The 21,994-nt window shown below is 69.5% G+C and carries 27 protein-coding genes and 1 pseudogene; 22 read left to right on the top strand and 6 right to left on the bottom strand.

The genetic code is table 11. The features are described 5' to 3' along the window. Positions 1-776 (bottom strand): D-alanyl-D-alanine carboxypeptidase family protein (locus A5711_RS06510; RefSeq protein WP_067944807.1); only part of this gene is annotated, 776 nt, incomplete at its 3' end. A 59-nt stretch (positions 777-835) separates the two neighbouring features. Here A5711_RS06510 and A5711_RS06515 point away from each other — a divergent pair. The 5 genes from A5711_RS06515 (at position 836) to trmD (ending at position 3,459) form a co-directional block, all read left to right on the top strand. Beyond that, positions 836-1,255 carry a nuclear transport factor 2 family protein gene (locus A5711_RS06515; protein WP_067944808.1) on the top strand — a complete coding sequence of 140 codons (420 nt, stop codon included), beginning with the start codon at positions 836-838 and terminating at the stop codon, positions 1,253-1,255. A gap of 200 nt (positions 1,256-1,455) precedes the next feature. Then, a complete protein-coding gene (rpsP, locus tag A5711_RS06520) occupies positions 1,456-1,980 on the top strand; it encodes a 30S ribosomal protein S16 (RefSeq protein ID WP_067944809.1) in 525 nt (174 codons plus the stop codon). 5 nt (positions 1,981-1,985) lie between these two features. After that, entirely contained in the window at positions 1,986-2,228 is a 243-nt protein-coding gene (locus A5711_RS06525) for an RNA-binding protein (protein WP_003878715.1), read from the top strand. Between the two features lie 17 nt (positions 2,229-2,245). Further along, positions 2,246-2,767, top strand: coding sequence for a ribosome maturation factor RimM (gene rimM / locus A5711_RS06530; RefSeq protein WP_067944810.1), 522 nt, complete (start codon positions 2,246-2,248; stop codon positions 2,765-2,767). After that, positions 2,764-3,459, top strand: coding sequence for a tRNA (guanosine(37)-N1)-methyltransferase TrmD (gene trmD, locus A5711_RS06535; RefSeq protein ID WP_067944811.1), 696 nt, complete (start codon positions 2,764-2,766; stop codon positions 3,457-3,459). The genes rimM and trmD overlap by 4 nt, the downstream gene beginning before the upstream one ends. Here trmD and A5711_RS06540 read toward each other — a convergent pair. Next, complete coding sequence (locus tag A5711_RS06540; RefSeq protein WP_067944812.1) at positions 3,456-4,424, bottom strand: hypothetical protein; 969 nt, start codon at positions 4,422-4,424, stop codon at positions 3,456-3,458. The genes trmD and A5711_RS06540 overlap by 4 nt on opposite strands. A 352-nt stretch (positions 4,425-4,776) precedes the next feature. Here A5711_RS06540 and rplS point away from each other — a divergent pair, with 352 nt between their 5' ends. The 4 genes from rplS to A5711_RS06560 all read left to right on the top strand — a co-directional run bounded on the left by rplS (position 4,777) and on the right by A5711_RS06560 (position 7,174). After that, the gene (rplS, locus tag A5711_RS06545; protein ID WP_007171386.1) at positions 4,777-5,118 is read left to right on the top strand and encodes a 50S ribosomal protein L19; all 342 of its coding nucleotides are present in this window, start codon (positions 4,777-4,779) and stop codon (positions 5,116-5,118) included. A gap of 69 nt (positions 5,119-5,187) precedes the next feature. Continuing rightward, positions 5,188-6,066 carry a signal peptidase I gene (lepB, locus tag A5711_RS06550; RefSeq protein ID WP_067944813.1) on the top strand — a complete coding sequence of 293 codons (879 nt, stop codon included), beginning with the start codon at positions 5,188-5,190 and terminating at the stop codon, positions 6,064-6,066. Positions 6,067-6,068: 2 nt separating this feature from the next. Then, the gene (locus A5711_RS06555; protein ID WP_067944814.1) at positions 6,069-6,872 is read left to right on the top strand and encodes a ribonuclease HII; all 804 of its coding nucleotides are present in this window, start codon (positions 6,069-6,071) and stop codon (positions 6,870-6,872) included. Continuing rightward, on the top strand, positions 6,869-7,174 hold the full coding sequence (locus A5711_RS06560; protein WP_046184425.1) for a DUF2469 domain-containing protein: 306 nt from the start codon (positions 6,869-6,871) through the stop codon (positions 7,172-7,174). The genes A5711_RS06555 and A5711_RS06560 overlap by 4 nt, the downstream gene beginning before the upstream one ends. Before the next feature lie 6 nt (positions 7,175-7,180). On the opposite strand, the gene A5711_RS06565 is transcribed toward A5711_RS06560, so the two are convergent. After that, entirely contained in the window at positions 7,181-7,933 is a 753-nt protein-coding gene (locus A5711_RS06565) for a GAF and ANTAR domain-containing protein (protein ID WP_156673175.1), read from the bottom strand. Positions 7,934-8,192: 259 nt separating this feature from the next. Between A5711_RS06565 and A5711_RS06570 the strand changes: the two genes are divergently transcribed. From A5711_RS06570 to A5711_RS06585, 4 genes are all read left to right on the top strand, one after another. Then, positions 8,193-9,173, top strand: coding sequence for an SDR family oxidoreductase (locus tag A5711_RS06570; protein ID WP_067944816.1), 981 nt, complete (start codon positions 8,193-8,195; stop codon positions 9,171-9,173). Positions 9,174-9,247: 74 nt separating this feature from the next. Next, complete coding sequence (gene fdhD, locus A5711_RS06575; protein WP_067944817.1) at positions 9,248-10,066, top strand: formate dehydrogenase accessory sulfurtransferase FdhD; 819 nt, start codon at positions 9,248-9,250, stop codon at positions 10,064-10,066. Between the two features lie 116 nt (positions 10,067-10,182). Beyond that, positions 10,183-10,560 carry a YraN family protein gene (locus tag A5711_RS06580; protein ID WP_067944818.1) on the top strand — a complete coding sequence of 126 codons (378 nt, stop codon included), beginning with the start codon at positions 10,183-10,185 and terminating at the stop codon, positions 10,558-10,560. Beyond that, complete coding sequence (locus A5711_RS06585; protein ID WP_067944819.1) at positions 10,560-12,071, top strand: YifB family Mg chelatase-like AAA ATPase; 1,512 nt, start codon at positions 10,560-10,562, stop codon at positions 12,069-12,071. Before A5711_RS06580 ends, A5711_RS06585 begins: the two co-directional genes overlap by 1 nt. Positions 12,072-12,085: 14 nt before the next feature. Here the strand turns inward: A5711_RS06585 and A5711_RS06590 are convergent, their stop codons facing one another. Then, entirely contained in the window at positions 12,086-12,361 is a 276-nt protein-coding gene (locus A5711_RS06590; RefSeq protein ID WP_067944820.1) for a DUF4190 domain-containing protein, read from the bottom strand. A 110-nt stretch (positions 12,362-12,471) separates the two neighbouring features. Between A5711_RS06590 and dprA the strand changes: the two genes are divergently transcribed. The 4 genes from dprA to A5711_RS06610 are packed head-to-tail and all read left to right on the top strand — an operon-like array spanning position 12,472 to position 16,667. Next, positions 12,472-13,638 carry a DNA-processing protein DprA gene (gene dprA / locus A5711_RS06595; RefSeq protein ID WP_067944821.1) on the top strand — a complete coding sequence of 389 codons (1,167 nt, stop codon included), beginning with the start codon at positions 12,472-12,474 and terminating at the stop codon, positions 13,636-13,638. A gap of 32 nt (positions 13,639-13,670) precedes the next feature. Then, a complete protein-coding gene (locus tag A5711_RS06600; protein WP_067944822.1) occupies positions 13,671-14,522 on the top strand; it encodes a siderophore-interacting protein in 852 nt (283 codons plus the stop codon). 42 nt (positions 14,523-14,564) lie between these two features. Beyond that, positions 14,565-15,728 carry a lactate 2-monooxygenase gene (locus A5711_RS06605; protein ID WP_067944823.1) on the top strand — a complete coding sequence of 388 codons (1,164 nt, stop codon included), beginning with the start codon at positions 14,565-14,567 and terminating at the stop codon, positions 15,726-15,728. A 33-nt stretch (positions 15,729-15,761) separates the two neighbouring features. Next, positions 15,762-16,667 carry a tyrosine recombinase XerC gene (locus A5711_RS06610; RefSeq protein ID WP_067944824.1) on the top strand — a complete coding sequence of 302 codons (906 nt, stop codon included), beginning with the start codon at positions 15,762-15,764 and terminating at the stop codon, positions 16,665-16,667. 83 nt (positions 16,668-16,750) lie between these two features. On the opposite strand, the pseudogene A5711_RS06615 reads toward A5711_RS06610, so the two are convergent. Further along, positions 16,751-17,236: pseudogene (locus tag A5711_RS06615) on the bottom strand (M23 family metallopeptidase); the annotation flags it as partial. Between the two features lie 261 nt (positions 17,237-17,497). On the opposite strand from A5711_RS06615, the gene rpsB reads away from it, so the two are divergent. The 3 genes from rpsB to A5711_RS06630 are packed head-to-tail and all read left to right on the top strand — an operon-like array spanning position 17,498 to position 20,593. After that, the gene (gene rpsB / locus A5711_RS06620) at positions 17,498-18,334 is read left to right on the top strand and encodes a 30S ribosomal protein S2 (protein ID WP_067944826.1); all 837 of its coding nucleotides are present in this window, start codon (positions 17,498-17,500) and stop codon (positions 18,332-18,334) included. Positions 18,335-18,347: 13 nt separating this feature from the next. Further along, entirely contained in the window at positions 18,348-19,163 is an 816-nt protein-coding gene (gene tsf / locus A5711_RS06625) for a translation elongation factor Ts (RefSeq protein WP_067944827.1), read from the top strand. Between the two features lie 32 nt (positions 19,164-19,195). Continuing rightward, positions 19,196-20,593 carry an amidase gene (locus tag A5711_RS06630; RefSeq protein WP_067944828.1) on the top strand — a complete coding sequence of 466 codons (1,398 nt, stop codon included), beginning with the start codon at positions 19,196-19,198 and terminating at the stop codon, positions 20,591-20,593. 5 nt (positions 20,594-20,598) lie between these two features. Here the strand turns inward: A5711_RS06630 and A5711_RS06635 are convergent, their stop codons facing one another. Next, positions 20,599-21,018, bottom strand: a complete 420-nt coding sequence (locus A5711_RS06635; RefSeq protein ID WP_066952628.1) for a MarR family winged helix-turn-helix transcriptional regulator — start codon at positions 21,016-21,018, stop codon at positions 20,599-20,601. A gap of 120 nt (positions 21,019-21,138) precedes the next feature. On the opposite strand from A5711_RS06635, the gene A5711_RS06640 reads away from it, so the two are divergent. Together A5711_RS06640 and A5711_RS06645 are read left to right on the top strand one after the other, a co-directional pair. Continuing rightward, on the top strand, positions 21,139-21,552 hold the full coding sequence (locus A5711_RS06640) for a ChaB family protein (protein ID WP_067944829.1): 414 nt from the start codon (positions 21,139-21,141) through the stop codon (positions 21,550-21,552). 88 nt (positions 21,553-21,640) lie between these two features. Then, positions 21,641-21,970 carry a DUF2795 domain-containing protein gene (locus A5711_RS06645; protein ID WP_067944830.1) on the top strand — a complete coding sequence of 110 codons (330 nt, stop codon included), beginning with the start codon at positions 21,641-21,643 and terminating at the stop codon, positions 21,968-21,970. Positions 21,971-21,994 lie beyond the last annotated feature (24 nt).

The raw sequence follows: 21,994 nt of genomic DNA on the forward strand, positions 1-21,994 counted from the left end.
ATGGCGATGACCAGCCGGCGGCCACCGCGGGCGGCGGCCCCGACGAACGTCTTGCGGGCCGCGTTGGTGAACCCGGTCTTGCCGCCGATCGCGCCGGGGTAGCGCTGCAACAGCTCGTCCTGGTTGGTGATCGGGTGATCGCCGTTATCGCCGGGGAACATCGCCGACGGCTCCGCGGTGATCTGCGCGAACACCGGGTTGGCCATCGCGGCGCGGAAGATGACGGCCAGGTCGTGCGCGGTCGAGGACCCGGATCCGCCGGGCCCGTCGAGCCCGGACGGCGTCGCGGCATGGGTGCTCGTCGCGCCGAGGGAGGCGGCCTTGGCGTTCATCTTGGCGACCGTGACGTCGGGCCCGCCCAGCATGTGCGCCAGCGTGTTCGCGGCGTCGTTACCCGAGACCAGCAGCAGGCCGTCGAGGAGCTGGCGCGCGGTGTAGGTGCGCCCCGGCTTGATGCCGACGCAGTTGCATTCGACCTGGGTGTCGGCGGCGTCGGCGACGACGGTGGAGTCCAGGCTCACCGAGTCGAGGACCACCTGGGCGAGCAGCGTCTTGATGGTGCTCGCCGGCGGGTGGGGCACGTTCTGGTCGCGGCCGGCCAGCACCTGACCGCTGTCGAGGTCGGCGACGATCCAGGTCTGGGCCGGGCCGTCCGGGATCGGCACCGAACCCACCGGCTGCATGCTGTCGGCCCACGACGCGGGGAGGGTCGCGCCGCACGCACCCACCGTGAGCAGGGCCGCGACGCCGACCCTGAGGGCCATGACCTTGCGCATGGGCCGAAAGTCTAACTTCCGGGCCTGTTCGCCGTCGATTTTCGTCTACTGTCCGATGCATGTTGAGCCTGGCCGAGATTTCCGACCGCTTAGAGATCCAGCAGCTTCTGGTGGACTATTCGACCGCCATCGACCAGCGCCGATTCGACGACCTCGACAAGGTGTTCACGGAAGACGCGTACATCGACTACACCGCCCTCGGCGGCATCGAAGGCCACTATCCGGAGGTCAAGAAGTGGCTGTCGGAGGTGCTGCCGAACTTCCCGGTATATGCGCACATGCTGGGCAACTTCTCGGTGCGGATCGACGGGGATACGGCGTCTTCGCGGGTGATCTGCTTCAACCCGATGGTGCTCGGCGGGGACAAGGATCAGGTGCTGTTCTGCGGGCTCTGGTACGACGACGAGTTCGCCCGCACGTCCGAGGGCTGGCGGATGACCCGCCGGGTCGAGACCAAGGTCTTCCAGAAGGTCATGTAGGCCGGCTTCGGCCAGGACGGCACCCTCGCGGCGATCGAGCGGATTTCTGGCGCGGCGCCCCGGTCTGGCACAATGGGCGGCTGTCCGCCGAGCGATTACGCATCGCTTCGTGGTCATACACGCGAGGCAAAACCGGATCCGGGCATCCCGCCCCGATCGCTGAATTGCAGCGTGACACACACAGGAGACCCCGCTTAACCATGGCTGTGAAGATCAAGCTGACTCGGCTTGGCAAGATCCGCAATCCCCAGTACCGCATCGCCGTCGCCGACGCGCGGACGCGGCGTGACGGTCGCTCCATCGAGGTCATCGGCCGTTACCACCCGAAGGAAGACCCGAGCCTCATCGAGATCAACTCCGAGCGTGCGCAGTACTGGCTGTCCGTGGGTGCTCAACCCACCGAGCCCGTGCTCAAGCTGCTGAAGATCACCGGCGACTGGCAGAAGTTCAAGGGCCTGCCGGGCGCCGAGGGCCGCTTGAAGGTCGCCCCGCCGAAGCCCAGCAAGCTCGAGCTGTTCAACGCCGCGCTGGCCGAGGCCGAGGGCGGTCCGACCACCGAGGCCGCGAAGCCGAAGAAGAAGGCGCCGGCGAAGAAGGCCGCCAAGGCCGCCGAGCCGGAGGCCGCCGCGCCGGAAGCCGCCGCCCCCGAGGCGCCCGCTGAGGCCGCGGCGACCGAGCCGGCCGCCGAGGGTGGCGAGCAGGCCGCGCCGGCCACCGAAAGCTGACTGACGTGAGCACCGTCGTCGTTGACGCAGTGGAGCACCTGGTCCGCGGGATTGTCGACAACCCCGACGATGTCCGGGTCGACATGGTGACCAGCCGCCGCGGCAGAACTGTCGAGGTCCACGTCCATCCCGACGACCTGGGCAAGGTGATCGGTCGCGGCGGACGCACCGCGACCGCCCTGCGCACTCTGGTCGCCGGTATCGGGGGCCGTGGTATCCGCGTCGACGTGGTGGACACCGACCAGTAGCCGCTGATGGAGCTCCGTTGGAGTTGACCGTCGGGCGCGTCGCCAAGGCGCACGGGATCGGCGGCGAGGTCGTCGTCGAGATCCGCACCGACGACCCCGCGACCCGTTTCGCACCGGGTAATGCTCTGCGCGGCAAGGCATCCCGCGGTGGGGAAGAACGTGACTTCGTCGTCGAGAGCGCGCGCGAACACGGTGGGCGGCTGCTGGTGCGATTGGCCGGGGTGACGGACCGGGACGCCGCCGACGCGCTGCGCGGCACCGTGTTCGTCGTCGATTCCGATGATCTGCCCCCCATCGAGGAGCCCGACACCTACTACGACCACCAACTCGAAGGGCTGCACGTCCGGACCGTTACGGGCCAGGACGTCGGCGTCGTCGCCGAGGTGCTGCACACCGCCGGGGGCGAGCTGTTGGCGGTGCGCCGAGGCGACGGCGGGGAAGTGCTGGTGCCGTTCGTCGGCGCGATCGTCACGTCGGTGTCGCTCGACGACCGCAGCGTCGAGATCGATCCGCCCGAGGGTCTGCTGGATCTGGCATGAGAATCGACGTCGTCACGATCTTCCCCGCCTTCCTCGACCCGTTGCGACAATCGTTGCCGGGCAAGGCGATTCAGTCTGGCCGAGTCGACCTGCGGGTGCACGATCTGCGTCGTTGGACGCACGACGTGCATCGCTCGGTCGACGACGCGCCGTACGGCGGCGGCCCCGGGATGGTGATGAAGGCCCCGGTGTGGGGCGAAGCGCTGGACGAGATCTGTTCGGAGCGAACCGTTTTGGTTGTACCCACCCCGGCCGGTGCGTTGTTCACGCAGGCTGACGCCCAGCGGTGGAGCGCCGAGGAGCACCTGGTGTTCGCGTGCGGCCGTTACGAGGGCATCGACCAGCGGGTCATCGACGATGCGGCCCGGCGGATGCGGGTCGAGGAGGTCTCGATCGGCGACTATGTCCTGCCCGGCGGGGAATCGGCGGCGGTGGTGATGATCGAGGCCGTGGTGCGCCTGCTCGAGGGTGTCCTCGGCAATCCGGCGTCGCACCGCGAAGATTCACACTCCCCGGCCCTGGACCGGCTGCTGGAGGGGCCCAGCTACACCCGGCCGCCGAGCTGGCGCGGGCTCGACGTTCCCGAGGTGTTGCTATCCGGCGACCACGCGCGCGTCGCCGCCTGGCGCCGGGAGGTCTCGCTGCAACGCACCCGCGAGCGCCGGCCCGAGCTGCTGGACCCGCGAGATTAGAGCCCGCGCCCCAGCGGGTCGATCCGGCCCTCGGGAAATATCGTCCTCACCGCCCGGGTGATGGTCTCGCGGGCGGTGGCGTCGTCGGAGGGCTGCAGGGACTGCACCACCATGATGTAGCGACGATCCGCGCCGATCACCCCGGTCGACAGGTGCATCCAGTCGGCGCCGATGCAGCACATCCAGCCCTGCTTGACCGCCACGGGCTCGGCGTACAGCCCATCCGGGATGCCGAAGCGCTGGGGGTAGCCGTCGAGCCCGTTCGGGGTGGACTGGGCCAGGTCGTCCACGATGACCTTCGCCTTATCGGCGGGCAGCCCGCCCGACCCGTCCAGCAGCATCTCGTAGTAGCGGATCAGGTCGGTCGTGGTGCTCATCGTGTTCCACCAGCGCCCGTCGCTGGGCGGGGTGGTCGACGTGAGCCCGTAGCGGGCCGCGACCGCTGTGATGATGGCGTTCTCGCCGCCCTGGCCCCAGAACTTCTCAGCCGCGCCGTCGTCGGATGACTGCAACATGATGTCCAACGCCTGGCGGTCGTCCGCGCTCAGCGCGGCCTTGCCCTCCGATGCGTGCAGCAGCAGGTCGTCGGCGATGAACAGCTTGGCCACCGACGCGGTGCCGATGACCTGGCTGTTGGCGGTGGAGACCAGCTGGTGGGTCTTGCGATCGAGGATCGCCACCGAGAGGGCGGCTCCGCCGGCGGCGGCTTCGTCGGTCGCCTGCTGCACCCGCGCCTGCAGGCCGACGGGCCCCGGGCTCGTCAGCTGACGTTCGGGCTGGGGTGGCTTGACCGCCTCGAGCATGAGCTCGGCCGATTGTGGGGGCGGCTGGCGAAGACCTCGGTCGGGAGTGACGTAGACCGGAAGGCTATAGACCTTGGCCTGTACCTTCGCCTCGCATCCGGCAGCCACGATCAACGCCACCGCCGCTGTGGCGGTGAACAGAATCAGCGGCCGAACGCGCATTCCTCTCCTCCGACGTGCTCCGGCGCACCCAAGTGCACGGGTGCCGGGCCGGATCGCGCCACCCGCCCCGGCCTACGCAAGGTCCGGTAGCGCCTTCTGGCCCCAGTCATATGTACCATTCACCAGCGTTTTCGGCTCGTTGCGAACCGCCTCCGGAGCTGTGATTTTCGTGGCAAGCCTCCCGTCTGGCACAATTGACCAGTTGTCTCCAGCGGTGGCCGGCCGGCCGGGCCGCTTCGTGCCTGCTGCGAGATACGCCCAAGTTGCCCCAGACCATCGGCTTGGCGACTGCCTCACACCCAGGTGAGCGCTGTTGCCGCAGGCCACGAGCGCAAGGAAGTGTCTTCTTACGATGAACCGCCTGGACTTCGTCGACCAAGCGTCGCTGCGCGACGACATCCCGGTTTTCGGCCCGGGCGACACCATCAACGTGCACGTCAAGGTCATCGAGGGCGCCAAGGAGCGTATCCAGGTGTTCAAGGGCGCGGTGATCCGTCGGCAGGGCGGTGGCATCCGCGAGACCTTCACCGTCCGCAAGGAGAGCTACGGCGTCGGCGTCGAGCGGACCTTTCCCGTGCATTCGCCGAACATCGACCACATCGAGGTGGTGACCCGTGGCGATGTCCGCCGCGCCAAGCTGTACTACCTGCGTGAGCTTCGCGGCAAGAAGGCCAAGATCAAGGAAAAGCGCTGAGCCGGGACGGCCGGGCGGCGGTCGCGGTCGGTTTAGCGCGCCACAATCTGCGCTGGCTACTCTGATCTCGTGACCGATCCCACGGACTCATCTGAGCCCCAGTCCGCCCAGTCAGAGCCGAAGGTCTCCACCCGCATCCCGGACACGCCCGAAGGCGAGTCGCCGGAGGTTCACGAACCGGGAGAGGCGCCCGACGAGGGCGCGCCGGAGCGCACCAAGCGATCCGCGCTGAGGGAATTCGCGCTGCTGGCGGTGATCGCGGTGGCCCTCTATTACGTCATGTTGACGTTCGTGGCACGGCCCTACCTCATTCCGTCGGAATCGATGGAGCCGACGCTGCACGGGTGCACCGGGTGTGTCGGCGACCGGATCATGGTCGACAAGGTCAGCTATCGCTTCGAGTCGCCCCGTCCCGGGGACGTCATCGTCTTCAAGGGACCGCCCTCCTGGAACCTGGGGTACAAGTCGATCCGGTCGAACAACACCGTGCTGCGGTGGGCGCAGGATGCGCTGTCCTTCATCGGCTTCGTGCCTCCCGACGAAAACGACTTGGTCAAGCGGGTCATCGCGGTTGGGGGGCAGACCGTGCAGTGCCGGGCCGACACCGGGCTGACGGTCGACGGCAAGCCGCTCAAGGAGCCCTACCTGGATCCGAACACCATGATGGCCGACCCGGCGAAGTACCCGTGCCTGGGCAGCGAGTTCGGGCCGGTCACGGTTCCGCAGGGGCGGCTGTGGGTGATGGGCGACAACCGGACGCACTCGGCGGATTCCCGCGCCCACTGCAACAGTGTCCCCACCGAGGCGCTCAAGGGAGTGTTGTGCACCGGCGATCCCGCGTCGGGCACCGTGCCGGTGTCCAACGTGATCGGCAAGGCGAGGTTCATCGTGTGGCCGCCCGGGCGATGGGGTGGCGTCTCTTCGGTGAACCCGCAGCAGCATCAGTAGCCATGGCCACGACGTGGCCGCCGCGGACGGTGATCCGCAAGTCGTCGGGGTTGCGGACCCTGGAGTCGGCGCTGTACCGCAGCGGCCTGGGGCCGGTGGCCGGCGTGGACGAAGTCGGCCGCGGCGCCTGCGCGGGCCCACTGGTGGTGGCGGCCTGCGTGCTTGGCCCGGGACGCCTGGAAAGCCTTGCCGCGCTTGACGATTCGAAAAAGCTCACCGAGAGTGCCCGGGAAAGGCTGTTCCCGCTGATCCGCCGTTACGCGCTGGCCTATCACGTGGTGTTCATCCCGCCGGCCGAAGTGGACCGGCGCGGCGTGCACGTCGCCAACATCGAAGGAATGCGCCGCGCCGTGGCGGGCCTGGCGCTGCGGCCCGGTTACGTGCTCAGCGACGGATTCCGGGTGCCCGGCCTGGCGGTGCCATCGCTCCCGGTGATCGGCGGCGACGCGGTGGCGGCGTGCATCGCCGCCGCCAGCGTGCTGGCGAAGGTCAGCCGGGACCGGCTGATGGTCGCCATGGACGCCGACCACCCGGGTTATGGCTTCGCCGAGCACAAGGGCTACAGCACACCGGCGCACAGCAGGGCGCTGACGCGGCTGGGTCCCTGCCCCGAACACCGCCGTTCGTTCATCAACGTCCGGCGCGTGGCCATAGGGTCGGCAGGGTCGGGCGGCCGCGTCGTGGCCGAATGCCGACCGGACCCTCGCCCGCGCGCGGCGGATATCGGTGAGGAAAGATGGGGCCAGGATTCCCCGGGCGGAACGCCGGGGGAAGTGTTTCTCCGAGAAGGACGTCTGAACAGATGAGTGCCGAGGATCTCGAAAAGTACGAAACCGAGATGGAGCTCTCGCTGTACCGCGAATACAAGGACATCGTCGGCCAGTTCAGCTTCGTCGTGGAAACCGAGCGGCGCTTCTACCTGGCCAACAGCGTGGAGATGGTGCCCCGCAACGCCGACGGCGAGGTGTACTTCGAGCTGCGACTGTCCGACGCCTGGGTGTGGGACATGTACCGCCCGGCGCGGTTCGTCAAGCAGGTGCGGGTGGTGACGTTCAAGGACGTCAACATCGAAGAGGTGGAAAAGCCCGAGCTGCGGCTGCCGGAGTAGCCGAGACTAGCCGTTCTCCTTGTCTTCCGCGGACGGCAGCTCGCCCCGTCTGTCGATGACCTCCCGCGCCACATCGGCCAGCTTGATGTTCAGCGCCTGGGAATGGCGCCGCAGTAGGTCGAACGCCTGCGTCTCGGTCATGTCGTGGAGCAGCATCAACATGCCGACCGCCTTGCCGATCTCGCGGTTGCTCAACAATCCCCGCCGCAGGCTGGTGGCGTCCTCGCCCTTGGCGACCGCGTTGATGGCCACGCTGGCGAACGCGGCCAGCACCGCCGCGCGCCCGGCCGACTCGGCGTCGAACACGTTGGGAGTGTCGCTGAACAGGTTGAGCGCGGCGGCTTTGCGTTTGTCCACCAGCAGCCGAAAGCCCATCGCCCCGCGCACCGGCGTTTCCGCCACCAGGACCTTCGCCAGCTGCGGCCACAGCGACGGCGTCGTCAGGTCCGGGTCGATCTGCGGGGTCTCCTCCTCGATGGCGTCGATGCAGGGGCCGTCGCCCGATCGCCGCTCCAGCTCGTCGATATCCCGCGCCAGCTGGTCACTCGCGCCCACGGTGACGTAGCGGTCGCCGTCACGCAACAACAGGCTGGCGTGGTCGCATCCGCGGACGACCAGGGTGGCGGCGATGCAGATGGCGGCATACATCTGGCCGGCGTCCGAGCCCTGGTAGATAATCTCGGCCAGCGCGGCGAACACCGTCCCGGGGTCGGCCTTCTCCCCGCCCGGTGTCGGACCGGCCGTCGATTCGTCCCCCATGTTTTGCCTCATTCCCTGCGCTCGGGCAGTCTGACCCCGCGTTTCGATCGCCGTAGATTATCGGTCCTGGGCGCGGCCCCCACACGCTGTTCGGTGCGATTGCGACGAAACCCACGCACCCCGACCGCGGGCGAAGGCCCGCTGACACTACGGGTACCCGCGCGTCCGGCGCTCACGAATCGGCGCACCCGCGGTTGCGGGCGTGGTGACATTTGCCACCTGTGGTTTCGGCGGGCGCCCGGCGGGAAAAAGCCTTCAAGTGGGAATTACCGTCGCGGTGACCGGGCCAACCGGCGAGATCGGTATGTCCGCGGTGACGGCGCTGGAGCGTGAACCCGCCGTGGACGCCATCGTCGGCATGGCGCGCCGGACGTTCGACCCGTCTTCGCGCGGCTGGCAGAAGACCACCTACCAGCAGGGCGACATCCTGGACCGCGAGGCCGTCGACGCCCTGGTGGCGCAGGCCGACGTGGTCATCCACCTGGCTTTCATCATCATGGGGTCGCGGGAAGAGAGCGCCCGCATCAACCTGCAGGGCACCCGCAACGTGTTCGAGGCGACCGTCGCCAGCGAACGGACACGTCGCCTGGTCTACACCTCGTCGGTGGCGGCCTACGGGTATCACGGCGACAACCCCGACCCGCTGACCGAGGACGTTCCGGCACGAGGGTCCGACGAGCACTACTACTCGGCACAGAAGGCGGCGTGCGAGGCGCTGCTCGGCGAGATCACCAAGGACTCGCCCCTCGAGGTGTTCGTGCTGCGGCCGTGCATCGTCGCCGGGCCCAACGCCAAAGTTCTGGCCGATGCCATGCCGTGGAACCAACTACCCGGCCCGATGCGGGCCGTGGTCAAGGCGGTGCCGATACTCAAGCCCGTCGTTCCGGATCCGGGCATCCCGCTGCAGCTGGTACACCACGACGACGTCGCGAGCGCGATCGCGCTGGCGGCGACCACCCCGGCACCGCCCGGGGCGTACAACATCGCCGGCGACGGCGTCGTGACGGTGGGCGACGTGGCCAGGGCCCTGGGCGGCCGCCCCGTGCGGGTGCCGGCCGCTGCGGCCTCGGCGGCGTCGGCCGCGCTTTCGCGGGTGCCGCTCGTCCCGTCCATGCTCGAATGGCTGCACACCGCGCGCACGTCGATGGTCATGGACACCACCAAAGCGCGCACCCAACTCGGCTGGCGGCCGGTGCACTCCTCGGCGGAAACCCTGAGGGCGCTGGCTTCGGCGGTGTGACGCCGACCAGGGTAGTTTGGCTGCGTGAGGTCCCAGCGTTTCGCCGCGATCCCGGCTGACGGTGAATTCGCCTAGTGCGGCACGTAACTGCGCGCCGGCGGGTGAAGCATCTCACCGCCGGGAAAGTCGTCAGCCGGCCGGAGACGCTGGTCGTCGAAGAGCCGCTGGAGATCCGGGTGAACGGCGCGGCGGTCACCGTGACGATGCGCACCCCGGGTGCGGATTTCGAACTCGCGCAAGGCTTTCTGCTCACCGAGGGGATCATCACCGGCCGCGACGACGTGCTGACGATCCGGTATTGCGGCGGCGCCGTCGAGGGCGCGAACACCTATAACGTGCTCGACGTGACACTCGCCGACGGCGTCACGGTGCCGGCCCTCGACGTGACCCGCAACTTCTACACCACCTCGTCGTGCGGGGTCTGCGGCAAGGCGTCACTGGACGCAGTGCGGCTGATCGGCCGCTTCTCACCCGGCGCGGACCCCTCCACCGTCACGGCGGCCGCGCTCGAGGCGATGCCCGCCCAACTGCGTTCGGCGCAAAAGGTTTTCGATAGCACCGGTGGTCTGCACGCCGCGGCGCTGTTCGCCGCCGACGGCACCATGCTGGCGGTCCGGGAGGACGTCGGCAGGCACAACGCGGTCGACAAGGTCATCGGCTGGGCGCTGGAACAGCGGCGGGTGCCGCTGGTCGGCTCGGTGCTGTTGGTCAGTGGGCGGGCCTCCTTCGAGTTGACGCAAAAAGCGGTGCTGGCCGGGATTCCGGTGCTGGCCGCCGTGTCCGCGCCGTCGTCACTGGCGGTCTCGTTGGCCGAGGAGTCGGGCATCACGCTGGTGGCGTTCCTGCGGGAGGACTCGATGAACATCTACACCAGGGCGGACCGAATCGGCTAGTCGGTTGCGGCCCGGTTGTGGATGTAGACGGCACTGGGGATAACCGGTCGACGCGGACGGGTCGCGGGCGTCGCTGCGGGCCCGCCGCGTCAGGGTCGTCGGACACATTGGCTCCCATGACGACCGAAACGACTTTGACTCGGGTCCAACTCGGGGCGCTGGGTGAGGCGCTCGCCGTGGACCACCTGACGAGGATGGGATTGCGTATCCTGCAACGTAATTGGCGCTGCCGCTACGGCGAACTCGACGTGATCGCCTGCGACGAGGCCACCCGCACGGTGGTGTTCGTCGAGGTGAAGGCCCGTACCGGGGACGGCTACGGCGGGCTGGCATACGCGGTCACCGAGCGCAAGGTTCGCCGGCTGCGCCGACTCGCCGGCCTGTGGCTGGCCGGCCAGGACAAGGGCTGGGCGGCGCTGCGGATCGACGTGATCCGGGTGCGGATCGGGCGCCGGCGCACACCCGAAATCACTCACCTGCAAGGGATCGGCTGATGGCGCTGGGTCGCGCGTTCTCGGTCGCCGTCCGCGGGGTGGACGGCCAAATCGTGGAGATCGAAGCCGACATCACCTCCGGACTGCCGGGCGTGCATCTGGTCGGTCTGCCCGACGCCGCCCTGCAGGAGTCCCGTGACCGGGTCAGGGCGGCGGTCGCCAACACCGGCAACAGCTGGCCGATGGCGCGGCTCACGCTCGCGCTGTCCCCGGCGACGCTGCCCAAGATGGGCTCCGTCTACGACATCGCCCTGGCCGCGGCCGTCCTGTCGGCGCAACGGAAGAACCCGTGGGACCGCCTGGAGAAGACGGTGCTGCTGGGTGAGCTGTCGCTGGACGGCCGGGTCCGTCCGGTGCGCGGCGTACTGCCGGCGGTGCTGGCCGCCAAACGCGACGGCTGGCCGGCCGTCGTCGTCCCGGTGGACAACCTGGCCGAGGCCAGCCTGGTCGACGGGATCGACGTCTGGGGCGTGCGCACGTTGGGGCAGCTGCAGAAGTGGCTCAGCGGGTCCGCCGCCCTGGACCACAGGATCACCGCGACGGCCACCGCACCCGAGGCCTCGGCGGATCTCTGCGATGTGGTGGGGCAGACCCAGGCGCGCTTCGCGGTGGAGGTCGCCGCGGCCGGGTCACATCACCTCATGCTCACCGGACCGCCGGGCGTCGGCAAAACCATGCTGGCGCAACGGCTTCCGGGCCTGTTGCCGCCGCTGTCGGAGAGCGAATCGCTGGAAGTCACCGCGATCCATTCCGTGGCCGGCCTGCTGTCGGGGGACACGCCGCTGATCACCACGCCGCCGTTCGTGGCGCCACACCACAGCTCCAGCGTGGCGGCGCTCGTCGGCGGCGGTTCGGGCATGGCGCGCCCGGGCGCGGTCAGCCGCGCGCACCGCGGGGTGCTCTTCCTCGACGAATGCGCCGAAATCAGCGTCAGGGCGCTGGAGGCATTGCGAACCCCCTTGGAGGACGGGGAGATTCGGCTCGCTCGACGCGATGGGGTGGCCTGTTACCCGGCCCGGTTCCAGCTGGTGTTGGCCGCCAACCTGTGCCCGTGCGCGCCCGCCGATCCGCAGGACTGCATTTGCGCGGCGGCGGTCAAGCGTCGCTACCTGGGCAAGCTGTCCGGGCCCCTGCTCGACCGGGTGGACCTGCGGGTGGAGATGCATTCGGTGCGCGCGGGTGCCTTCTCGGGCGCCGAAGCCGAATCGACGGCACAGGTTCGCCAACGGGTGGCGCAGGCCCGCGCGGCCGCGGCCGAGCGGTGGCTGCCGCACGGATTCCGCACCAACGCCGAGGTCAGCGGGGTCCTGTTGCGCCGCAAGTTCCGGCCCGGCAACGCCGCGATGTCGCCGCTACAGCAAGCCCTCGACCGGGGGCTGCTCAGCATCCGGGGGCTGGACCGCACCCTGCGGGTCGCGTGGAGCCTGACCGACCTGGCCGGCGGCGTATCGCCCGGGCCCGCGGAGGTCGCGGCCGCGCTCAGCTTCCGCCAACCGGGAGCCCAGCGATGAGCGCCGGACCCGGGTCACCAGTACGCCTTCGTCAGCAAGTCGTTGTGCCCGCCCCGGACCACGATCGCGACGGTCACCAGGATGGCGAACGCCCTGGCGAACTGCGCCATCGCGCGGCCGCCTTCACCGCGTTGTTCCAAGTCGCGCAGTGCTACGGAAGCGAGGGCGCCGCTCAGGATCGGAATGGGCAAGCCGCACCAGCTGACCAGGCTCAGGGCGAACGCCGCGATAGCCCACGGGTTCACTGGACGGTCGGGAGCGGCGAGCCGGGTCGGCAGGCAGATGGTCATTGTTGGGTCCTTTCCTTGCCGGCTAGATGGCGAACGAGGGGCCACGACAACACATTCGCGTACGGGGCTATACGGATCCTTGGCGAACTCTTGGAGCCGGGAGCGCGGCGATGCTGACCGCGGTCGACGATCCCGCGCTGCGCGCCTGGGCGTACCTGTCCCGGGTGGCCGAGCCGCCCTGCGCCGAGCTCGCCACCCTGGTGCGATGTGTTGGTCCGGTGGAGGCCGCCGACCGGGTCCGTCGCGGACTGGTGGACGACGGGCTGGCGCGGCACACCGAAGCGCGGCGCGAAATCGACTGCGCCGCCGCCGACCTCGAGCTACTCGCCCGCCGGGGCGGACGGTTGATCACCCCCGATGACGACGAGTGGCCGCTGCTGGCGTTCGCCGCGTTCGGGAATGCCCCGGCGAAAGCTCGCGGCGGGGCGCCGATGGTGTTGTGGGCGCAGGGCCCGATCCGGCTCGACGAGGTGACGCACCGCGCGGCCGCCGTGGTGGGCACTCGGGCGGCGACGGCGTATGGCGAGCAGGTGGCCGAGGACCTGGCGGCGGGGCTGGCGCAACGTGAGGTCGCGGTCGTCTCCGGCGGCGCCTACGGCATCGACGGCGCGGCCCACCGGGCAGTGTTGAATGCGGACGGAATCACCGTGGCCGTTCTCGCCGGCGGGCTCGACATTCCCTATCCGAGCGGCCACACGGCGCTGCTGCACCGCGTGGGGCAACACGGGCTGCTCTTCACCGAGTACCCGCCCGGTGTCCGGCCGGCCCGCCACCGATTCCTGACCCGTAATCGCCTGGTTGCCGCCGCCGCGGGGGCCGCGGTGGTGGTGGAAGCCGGCCTGCGCAGCGGCGCCGCGAACACCGCCGCCTGGGCGAGGGCGCTGGGCCGGGTGGTGGCCGCCGTGCCGGGGCCGGTGACGTCGGCCGCGTCGGCCGGGTGCCATGCGTTGCTGCGCAACGGCGCCGAGCTGGTGACCCGGGCCGACCACGTCGTCGAGCTGATCGGCCGCATCGGGGAGCTGGCAGCCGAGGAGCCGCGCCCGGCGACGGCGCTCGACGGGCTCAGCGACGACGAGCGCCGGGTGTACGAGGCGCTGCCCGGCCGCGGCGCCGCCACCGTCGAGCAACTCGCGGTCGCGTCGGGGCTGGCGCCCGAGCGGGTGTTGGGGCCGCTGGCGATCCTCGAGCTGGCCGGGTTGGTGCGGCGCCAGGAGGGCAGGTGGCGACTTCTCCGGGCCGCGAGCGGCCAAGCTGCATCGACGACGCGGCTCGTATAGTCGACGGGGGTCGGGCGGGGACAGGAGGACAAGTGGCGGGTCGACCTCTGCAACGCTTCGAGGTTGTCGATACCAAGGAACTCACACCGCACATGGTCGGCGTGGTGCTGAGGAGCAAGGACTTCGACGCCTTCGTACCAAGCAAATTCACCGACTCCTACGTGAAGTTGGCGTTCGTCGCGGACGACGTCGACGTCGCGGACCTGCCCCAGCCGCTGACCCTGGACAGCTTCGCCGGGCTGCCCCCCGAGAAGAGGCCGTCGGTCCGGACCATGACCGTCCGGCACGTGGATGCGGCGGCCGGCGAGATCACGCTGAACATCGTCGTGCACGGCGAGCACGGGGTCGCGGGCCAATGGGCCGCGGCGGCGCAGCCCGGCCAGCGCATCTTCCTGATGGGGCCCGGCGGTGCCTACACCCCCGACCCGGCGGCCGACTGGCATCTGCTGGCCGGCGACGAGTCGGCGCTTCCGGCCATCGCCGCCGCGCTGGAGGCGCTGCCCCCCAACGCCGTTGGCAAGGCGTTCATCGAGGTGGCGGGCCAGGAAGACGAGATTCCGCTGACCGCGCCGGAAGGCGTCGAGGTGCATTGGGTCTATCGCGGCGGGCGGGCCGATCTGGTCCCCGAGGACCGCGCCGGCGACCACGCACCGCTCATCGAGGCGGTCACCACCACGCCGTGGCTGCCCGGTCAGGTGCACGTCTTCATTCACGGCGAGGCGCAAAGCGTGATGCACAATCTGCGGCCCTACATCCGCAAGGAGCGCGGCGTGGACGCCAAGTGGGCGTCGTCCATCTCGGGTTACTGGCGCCGCGGCCGCACCGAAGAGACGTTCCGGCAATGGAAGAAGGAATTGGCCGAGGCGGAGGCCGGGGCTTCCTAGCGGATTCGTCGGCCTGACCGCCGGCTGGCATCCTCTACTCCCATGGCGCATTACGGCGATTACCAGAACGAGATCTACTTCAAGGGTCTGGGCGGGATCGCGCCCGCGCTGCCGATGGCCTTCGCGGAGCTGGAGGCCCGGGCCGAGCGGGCGATGTCGCCGTCGGTGTGGTCCTACGTCACCGGTGGCGCCGGAGACGAGCGCACCCAACGGGCCAATCGCGAGGCGTTCGACCGCTGGGGCCTGATGCCCCGCATGTTCGTCGGCGCCGCCGAGCGGGACCTGTCGGTTGAGGTGTTCGGCCTCACGCTGCCGTCACCGTTGTTCATGGCCCCGATCGGCGTGATCGGCATCTGCGCTCAAGACGGCCACGGCGACCTGGCCACCGCGCGCGCCGCCGCGGCCACCGGTGTCCCAATGGTCGTTTCCACGCTGACCGCCGACCCGCTGGAAGACGTCGCCGCCCAGTTCGGCGACACCCCCGGCTTTTTCCAGCTGTACACGCCGAAGAATCGCGAGCTCGCCGCCAGCCTCGTGCAACGCGCCGAGGCCGCCGGCTACAGGGGCATCATCGTCACCCTGGACACCTGGATTCCCGGATGGCGTCCGCGGGACCTCAGCACGGCGAACTTTCCGCAATTGCGGGGCCTGTGCCTGAGCAACTACACCAGCGACCCGGTCTTTCGCGCCGGCCTGCCGCGCCCGCCCGAGGAGGACCCGCAAGCCACTGTGCTGCAGTGGATCACGACGTTCGGCAATCCGTTGACGTGGGACGACCTTCCGTGGTTGCGATCGCTGACCGAGCTACCGCTCATCATCAAGGGCGTCTGCCATCCCGACGACGCCCGGCGCGCCAAGGACGGCGGCGTCGACGGCATCTACTGCTCGACGCACGGCGGCCGCCAGGCCAACGGCGGCCTGCCCGCGCTGGACTGCCTGCCGGGTGTGGTTGAGGCGGCCGACGGCCTGCCGGTGCTGTTCGATTCGGGCATCCGCAACGGCGCCGACATCGTCAAAGCGCTGGCGCTGGGCGCGACCGCGGTGGGCGTCGGCCGGCCGTACGCGTACGGCCTGGCGCTCGGTGGGGTCGACGGCATCGTGCACGTGCTGCGTTCGCTGCTGGCCGAAGCGGACCTGATCATGGCCGTCGACGGCTATCCGACACTGAAAGATCTCACCCCGGACACGCTTCGGCGCGTCGACTGACAACGGCCCGCCCATGTCTGCGAGCGTGGGGGAGTGCCGCACAGCGAACCCATCCTCGAGGAGTTCGACGAATACCTGTCGCTGCAATGCGGCCGGTCGGCCCACACCCGTCGGGCCTATCTGGGCGACGTGCGCTCGCTGCTGACCTTTCTCGACGACCGCGGCGCCGGACTGGACGGACTGAACCTGCCCCTCTTGCGGTCCTGGTTGTCGGCCTCGGGGGCCGCCGGTGCCGCCCGCACCACGCTGGCCCGTCGCACCTCGGCGGTCAAGGCGTTCACCGCGTGGGCCGTCCGGCGCGGGCTGCTGGCCGCGGACCCGGCGGCCCGGCTTCAGGTGCCTAAGGCGCACCGCACCCTGCCGGCGGTGCTGCGCCAAGACCAGGCCCTCGACGCGATGGCCGCCGCGAAATCCGGTGCCCAACAAGGGGATCCGATGGCATTGCGGGACCGGTTGATCGTCGAGATGCTGTATGCCACTGGGATCCGGGTGAGCGAATTGTGTGGTCTGGACGTCGACGATGTGGATGCCGGGCACCGGCTGATCCGGGTGCTCGGTAAGGGCAACAAGCAGCGCACCGTGCCGTTCGGGACGCCGGCCGCCGAGGCGCTGCGCGCCTGGCTGGACGAGGGGCGTCCCGCGCTGGTGACCGCCGAGTCGGGGCCGGCGCTGCTGCTGGGTGCGCGTGGTCGGCGGCTCGATGTGCGCCAGGCCCGCACCGTCGTGCACGAGACGGTGTCCGCGGTGGACGGCGCGCCCGACATGGGGCCGCACGGCCTGCGGCACAGCGCGGCCACGCATCTGCTGGAAGGCGGGGCCGACCTGCGTGTCGTGCAGGAACTGCTCGGCCATTCGAGCCTGGCGACCACGCAGCTCTACACCCATGTCGCCGTCTCGCGGTTGCGGGCGGTGCACGATCAGGCCCATCCGCGGGCGTGAGCGTGCGCTCAGGGCGTTGAGTGTGCGGCCTGGGCGGCGACACGCCGCGCGGGACCGCCATAGGCGCACACTCAACTCCCCCGCAGCGGCTTGAGTCGGATCGGCGTCGACTTCACCAAACCCAGCGGATCGACATAGTGCGCGCCCGAGGCCGGACCCCACATCGCGCCCCAGTGCAGGCACGCGGCGGCCCGGCAGCCGGGATGCCCGGCCTCCAACGAGCCGATCACGGTCTGGGCCGTAACCGGCTGACCCACCCGCACCGCCGCCCGGACCGGCTCGTAGCTGGTGCGCAGCCCGCCCGGGTGGGCCAGCGACACCACCGGCCGCCCCGCCAGCCGCCCGGCGAACACCACGGTGGCGGTGCCCGCCGCGTACACCGGCTGACCTGCGGCCGCGGCCAGGTCCACGCCCCGATGCCCGGGCTTCCAGTCCGGTGACGGGGCGTCGAATCCGCGGGTGACAGCCGGCGGCGGGCGCAACGGCCAATCCAGGCGGGCGTCGTCCGCAACCGCCGGCCCCGCGCCGAGCACCGCCAGGCACAGCATCAGCGGCAAAACCCGTCGCATCGGCTCAGTTCATCGCCCCGCTTGCGCCGGCACCACTCAGGCCGGGGCGGTGCTGTGCAAAACCACCAGCTGAGTCGGTGTAAACTCCTGGTCGCAGCTCGTTCGCGGGCTGACTTCGCGCGTCCGCCCCGCGTCTCCCGTTTTATTAGGAGTTCGCACCGCATGCCGGGCGGTCCCTTAACAGGGTCCGGCATCGCAGCAGGCGCCAGGGCCCGGCTTCACCCGATGCCGGGCGACAACCGACACAAGTAAGGCACGAGCATGGCCGTCGTAACCATGAAACAGCTGCTGGACAGCGGCACTCACTTCGGGCACCAGACCCGTCGTTGGAATCCCAAGATGAAGCGGTTCATCTTCACCGACCGCAACGGCATCTACATCATCGACCTGCAGCAGACGCTGACCTATATCGATAAGGCATACGAGTTCGTCAAGGAGACCGTCGCCCACGGCGGCAGCATCATGTTCGTCGGCACCAAGAAGCAGGCGCAGGAATCCGTCGCGGCCGAGGCGACCCGCGTCGGCATGCCCTACGTGAACCAGCGCTGGCTGGGCGGCATGCTGACCAACTTCTCCACGGTGCACAAGCGGCTGCAGCGCCTCAAGGAGCTCGAGGCGATGGAGCAGACCGGCGGCTTCGAGGGTCGCACCAAGAAAGAGATCCTGATGCTGACCCGGGAGAAGAACAAGCTGGAGCGCAGCCTGGGCGGTATCCGCGACATGGCCAAGGTGCCGTCGGCGATCTGGGTGGTCGACACCAACAAAGAGCACATCGCCGTCGGCGAGGCCCGCAAGCTGGGCATCCCGGTCATCGCGATCCTGGACACCAACTGCGACCCCGACGAGGTCGACTACCCGATTCCCGGGAACGACGACGCGATCCGCTCGGCGGCCCTGCTGACCAAGGTGATCGCCTCCGCGGTTGCCGAGGGCCTGCAGGCCCGCGCCGGGGTCGGCCGCACCGACGGCAAGCCCGAGGCCGAAGCCGCCGAGCCGCTGCCCGAGTGGGAGCAGGAACTGTTGGCCTCCGCCGCTGCAACCGCCGCCCCCACCGAAGCCGCTGCGGGCGCGACCGAATCAACCACTGAACCCTCCTAAGGAAGGCTGAGCATTGGCCAACTTCACCGCCGCCGACGTCAAGAAGCTGCGGGAGCTCACCGGCGCCGGGATGCTCGACTGCAAGAACGCGCTGGCCGAGAGTGACGGCGACTTCGACAAGGCCGTCGAGGCGTTGCGCATCAAGGGCGCCAAGGACGTAGGCAAGCGCGCCGAGCGTGCCACGGCCGAAGGCCTGGTCGCGGCCAAGGGCGGCGCGCTGATCGAGCTGAACTCCGAGACCGACTTCGTCGCGAAGAACGCCGAGTTCCAGAAGCTCGCCGACGACATCGTCGCCGCGGCGGCCGAATCCAAGGCCACCGACGTCGAGGCGCTCAAGGCTGCCACCACGGGCGGTAAGACGGTCGAGCAGGCCATCGCCGACCTGTCGGCCAAGATCGGCGAGAAGCTCGAGCTGCGCCGTGTCGCGTACTTCGACGGCACCGTCGAGGCCTACCTGCACAAGCGGGCCGCGGACCTGCCGCCCGCCGTCGGTGTCTTGGTGGAATACAGCGGCTCCGACGTCGAGGCCGCGCACTCCGTCGCGCTGCAGATCGCGGCGCTCAAGGCGCGCTTCCTGTCCCGCGACGACGTCCCCGAGGACGTCGTGGCCAGCGAGCGCCGCATCGCCGAGGAAACGGCGAAGGCCGAGGGCAAGCCGGAGCAGGCGCTGCCCAAGATCGTCGAAGGCCGGCTGAACGGTTTCTTCAAGGACTCCGTGCTGCTGGAGCAGCCCTCGGTGTCCGACAGCAAGAAGACTGTCAAGGCCCTGCTCGACGAGGCCGGCGTGACGGTTACGCGGTTCGTGCGCTTCGAGGTGGGCCAGGCCTAAGCCCCGCGCGGGCGCGGGCTAGCGTCGGTTACATGCGACACGTGCATGCGTTCGGCGACGACGCCCTCGGTGATCTGGACGCGGTCGGCCTCGCCCACGCGCTCCAGGCCGGCTGGGTCAGTAGGGCGGAGGTGGTCGAGGCCGCCATCGCCCGCACCGAGGCCGTCGACCCGGTCCTCAACGGCCTGGCCTATGCGGCTTTTCAGCAGGCGCGAACCGCCCCGGCGGCGAACGGCTTCTTTGACGGCGTCCCGACGTTCCTCAAGGACAACGTGGACATCGCCGGCCAGCCGACGATGCACGGCACCGACGCGTGGACGCCGTGGAACGCCACCTCCGACGGCGAATTCACCCGGCTGTTCCTTGGCACCGGGCTGGCTCCCGTCGGTAAGACGCAGTTGTCGGAATTCGGTTTCAGCGCGTCGGCCGAACATCCACGGCTGGGGCCGGTCCGCAACCCGTGGAACACCGACTACAGCGCCGGCGCATCCTCGTCGGGCTCGGGTGCGTTCGTTGCCGCCGGCGTGGTGCCGATCGCCCACGCCAACGACGGCGGCGGCTCCATCCGCATCCCTGCCGCCTGCAACGGGCTTGTCGGGCTGAAGCCGTCGCGCGGGCGGCTGCCGCTGGACGCCCACCTGCGCCGGATGCCGGTGGGCATCGTCGCCAACGGTGTGGTGACCCGTTCGGTGCGTGACACCGCGGCGTTCTACCGGGAGGCCGAACGCATCTGGCGTAACCCGAAACTGGCGCCGGTCGGGGACGTCATCGGGCCCGGCAGGCAGCGGCTGCGGATCGCCGTGCTGACCCGTTCCGTGCAACGCGACTGCAGCCCCCAGGTGCGCGAGCTGACGCTGAAGTCCGCCGGTCTTCTCGAGGAGCTCGGGCACCGCGTCGAATACCTCGACGAGCCCCCGGTGCCGGCCAGTTTCGTCGACGATTTCGTCCTTTACTGGGGATTCCTCGCGCTGGCCCAGGTGCGCAGCGGGCGGCACATGTTCGGCAAGACGTTCGACCGCAGCCGGCTGGACAGTCTGACGCTCGGGCTGGAGCGACACACCACCCGCAACATCCACCGCCTGCCCCTGGCGATCATGCGCCTGCGCCGAATCCGTAGGCGGACCGCACAATTCTTCGGCACCTACGACGTCGTGCTGACCCCGACGCTCGCCGACGAGACGCCCCGCATCGGCTATCTGGCACCCACCGACTACCACCAGGTCATCGAGCGACTGATCGATTGGGTCTCGTTCACCCCGCTGCAGAACGTCACCGGCGAGCCGGCGATCTCACTTCCGTTGGCGCAGTCCGACGAAGGCATGCCGGTGGGCATGATGTTCTCGACCAACCTCGGGCAGGAGGCGCTACTGCTCGAGCTGGCCTACGAACTCGAAGAGGCCCGACCTTGGGCCCGGATCCAAGCGGCGTAGGCGGCTCAGTCGGACCCGAGCTTGTCGAGCATGCGCTTGAAGTCGCGCTGCTGAGTTTCGGTCAGCTTGGCCAGGATGCGCGCATCGGCGGTCCGCACCGCGCCCTCTGCGCGCTTCAGCAGGGCGCGGCCCTGACCGGTCAGCGTGGCGGGTAGCGCGCGGCCGCTGGACACCGATGTCGGACGGGCCACGGCGCCAATGTCTTCCAGCTTGCGCAGCACCGTGTTCATCGCCTGCGGTGTGACGCCGGCCTGCCGGGACAGCTCGGCGCTCGACATCCCCGGAACCAGGGAAAGCATGCGCAGGCAGACGAATTCGGGCAGCGTCAGTCCGAGCGGGCCCAACACCGCGGAAACCTCGGGTCGCAGCAGGCTGGCCACCCGGTACAGCAGGTAACCAAGCGGGGCATCTTCGGCCTGAACCATGTCAATGATATTGACATATTTTCGGGCGCTGGACGTGGGCTTCGCGGCGCGACGTGGTGATTGCCCGCCCGTCAATGGGGTAACCGAAATGTCACCCGCACCGCGCATCAGGAGGTTTTCATGCCGAAGACGACCAAAGGCGGCAAGCCGAAGAAGGACGAACTGCCGAGCACTTTGCGGCGTTCCAACGCCAAGGCGCAACGCACGTTCGCCAAAACGCATGACGCGGCGGCCGACGAATACGGCAGCGAGGAGCGCGCCCACCGGGTCGCGTATTCCGCGCTCAAGCACAGCTTCGAAAAGGTCGGCGATCATTGGGAGCCAAAAGAAGAGAAGGGGCCGTCCGACGAGCGCGCCAAGAGCGGCGGGCCGCGTGCCTCCGGCCCGACCGCCGAAGGCGTGGACGCCAACGCGAGCAAGAAGCACCTGCTCGACGTGGCCCGGCGACTCGACGTGCACGGCCGGTCGACGATGAGCAAGTCGGAGTTGGTCGACGCGATCAAGAAGCACAACCGCCGGGTCCGCGGTCGCTGAGACGGGCGCCCCACGGCCGCACCGATGTGACCGAGACGTCACCCGGGGGCCGGGTTTAGCGCCATGGCCACCGGGCACCCGGAAAGCCATGGTTGCGTCCACTACTCCCAGTCAACTGCGTCAGTGCTTCACCGATGTGGACTTTCCGGCGAACAAGCAGGATCTGCTTGACGCCGCCGGCCGCAATGGCTGCGACGATGACACGATCCGCGCCCTGCGGAGCATTGCGCCCGAGACTTACAACAACGCCGCCCAGGTGGCCGCGTCGGTCAGCATCGTCGACGATCGCGACGTCAGCGACGCCGACAAGGCGGCGGCTCGTCGCTCCCACACCAAGCCCGGGCTGGCCGAAAACGCAAAAGACATCCCCGCTCCGAGCCCGATCGTCGACGAGCTGGGCGAAAACCGGGGCTCCTGAACCGCCGGCAAGAGCAAACGTCCT

The organism is Mycobacterium sp. E2238 (genome assembly GCF_001672665.1).
Classification (GTDB): Bacteria; Actinomycetota; Actinomycetes; order Mycobacteriales; family Mycobacteriaceae; genus Mycobacterium.

Excerpts from the sequence above, each read along its gene's own strand:
- A5711_RS06540 (WP_067944812.1), bottom strand. The coding sequence starts at position 4,424 with ATGCGCGTTCGGCCGCTGATTCTGTTCACCGCCACAGCGGCGGTGGCG.
- rplS (WP_007171386.1), top strand. The coding sequence starts at position 4,777 with ATGAACCGCCTGGACTTCGTCGACCAAGCGTCGCTGCGCGACGACATC.
- A5711_RS06515 (WP_067944808.1), top strand. The coding sequence starts at position 836 with ATGTTGAGCCTGGCCGAGATTTCCGACCGCTTAGAGATCCAGCAGCTT.
- trmD (WP_067944811.1), top strand. The coding sequence starts at position 2,764 with ATGAGAATCGACGTCGTCACGATCTTCCCCGCCTTCCTCGACCCGTTG.
- A5711_RS06585 (WP_067944819.1), top strand. The coding sequence starts at position 10,560 with ATGGCGCTGGGTCGCGCGTTCTCGGTCGCCGTCCGCGGGGTGGACGGC.
- rpsP (WP_067944809.1), top strand. The coding sequence starts at position 1,456 with ATGGCTGTGAAGATCAAGCTGACTCGGCTTGGCAAGATCCGCAATCCC.
- rpsB (WP_067944826.1), top strand. The coding sequence starts at position 17,498 with ATGGCCGTCGTAACCATGAAACAGCTGCTGGACAGCGGCACTCACTTC.
- A5711_RS06605 (WP_067944823.1), top strand. The coding sequence starts at position 14,565 with ATGGCGCATTACGGCGATTACCAGAACGAGATCTACTTCAAGGGTCTG.
- A5711_RS06630 (WP_067944828.1), top strand. The coding sequence starts at position 19,196 with ATGCGACACGTGCATGCGTTCGGCGACGACGCCCTCGGTGATCTGGAC.
- A5711_RS06580 (WP_067944818.1), top strand. The coding sequence starts at position 10,183 with ATGACGACCGAAACGACTTTGACTCGGGTCCAACTCGGGGCGCTGGGT.
- A5711_RS06640 (WP_067944829.1), top strand. The coding sequence starts at position 21,139 with ATGCCGAAGACGACCAAAGGCGGCAAGCCGAAGAAGGACGAACTGCCG.
- dprA (WP_067944821.1), top strand. The coding sequence starts at position 12,472 with ATGCTGACCGCGGTCGACGATCCCGCGCTGCGCGCCTGGGCGTACCTG.
- A5711_RS06590 (WP_067944820.1), bottom strand. The coding sequence starts at position 12,361 with ATGACCATCTGCCTGCCGACCCGGCTCGCCGCTCCCGACCGTCCAGTG.
- A5711_RS06560 (WP_046184425.1), top strand. The coding sequence starts at position 6,869 with ATGAGTGCCGAGGATCTCGAAAAGTACGAAACCGAGATGGAGCTCTCG.
- A5711_RS06635 (WP_066952628.1), bottom strand. The coding sequence starts at position 21,018 with ATGGTTCAGGCCGAAGATGCCCCGCTTGGTTACCTGCTGTACCGGGTG.
- A5711_RS06645 (WP_067944830.1), top strand. The coding sequence starts at position 21,641 with ATGGTTGCGTCCACTACTCCCAGTCAACTGCGTCAGTGCTTCACCGAT.
- A5711_RS06565 (WP_156673175.1), bottom strand. The coding sequence starts at position 7,933 with ATGGGGGACGAATCGACGGCCGGTCCGACACCGGGCGGGGAGAAGGCC.
- A5711_RS06555 (WP_067944814.1), top strand. The coding sequence starts at position 6,069 with ATGGCCACGACGTGGCCGCCGCGGACGGTGATCCGCAAGTCGTCGGGG.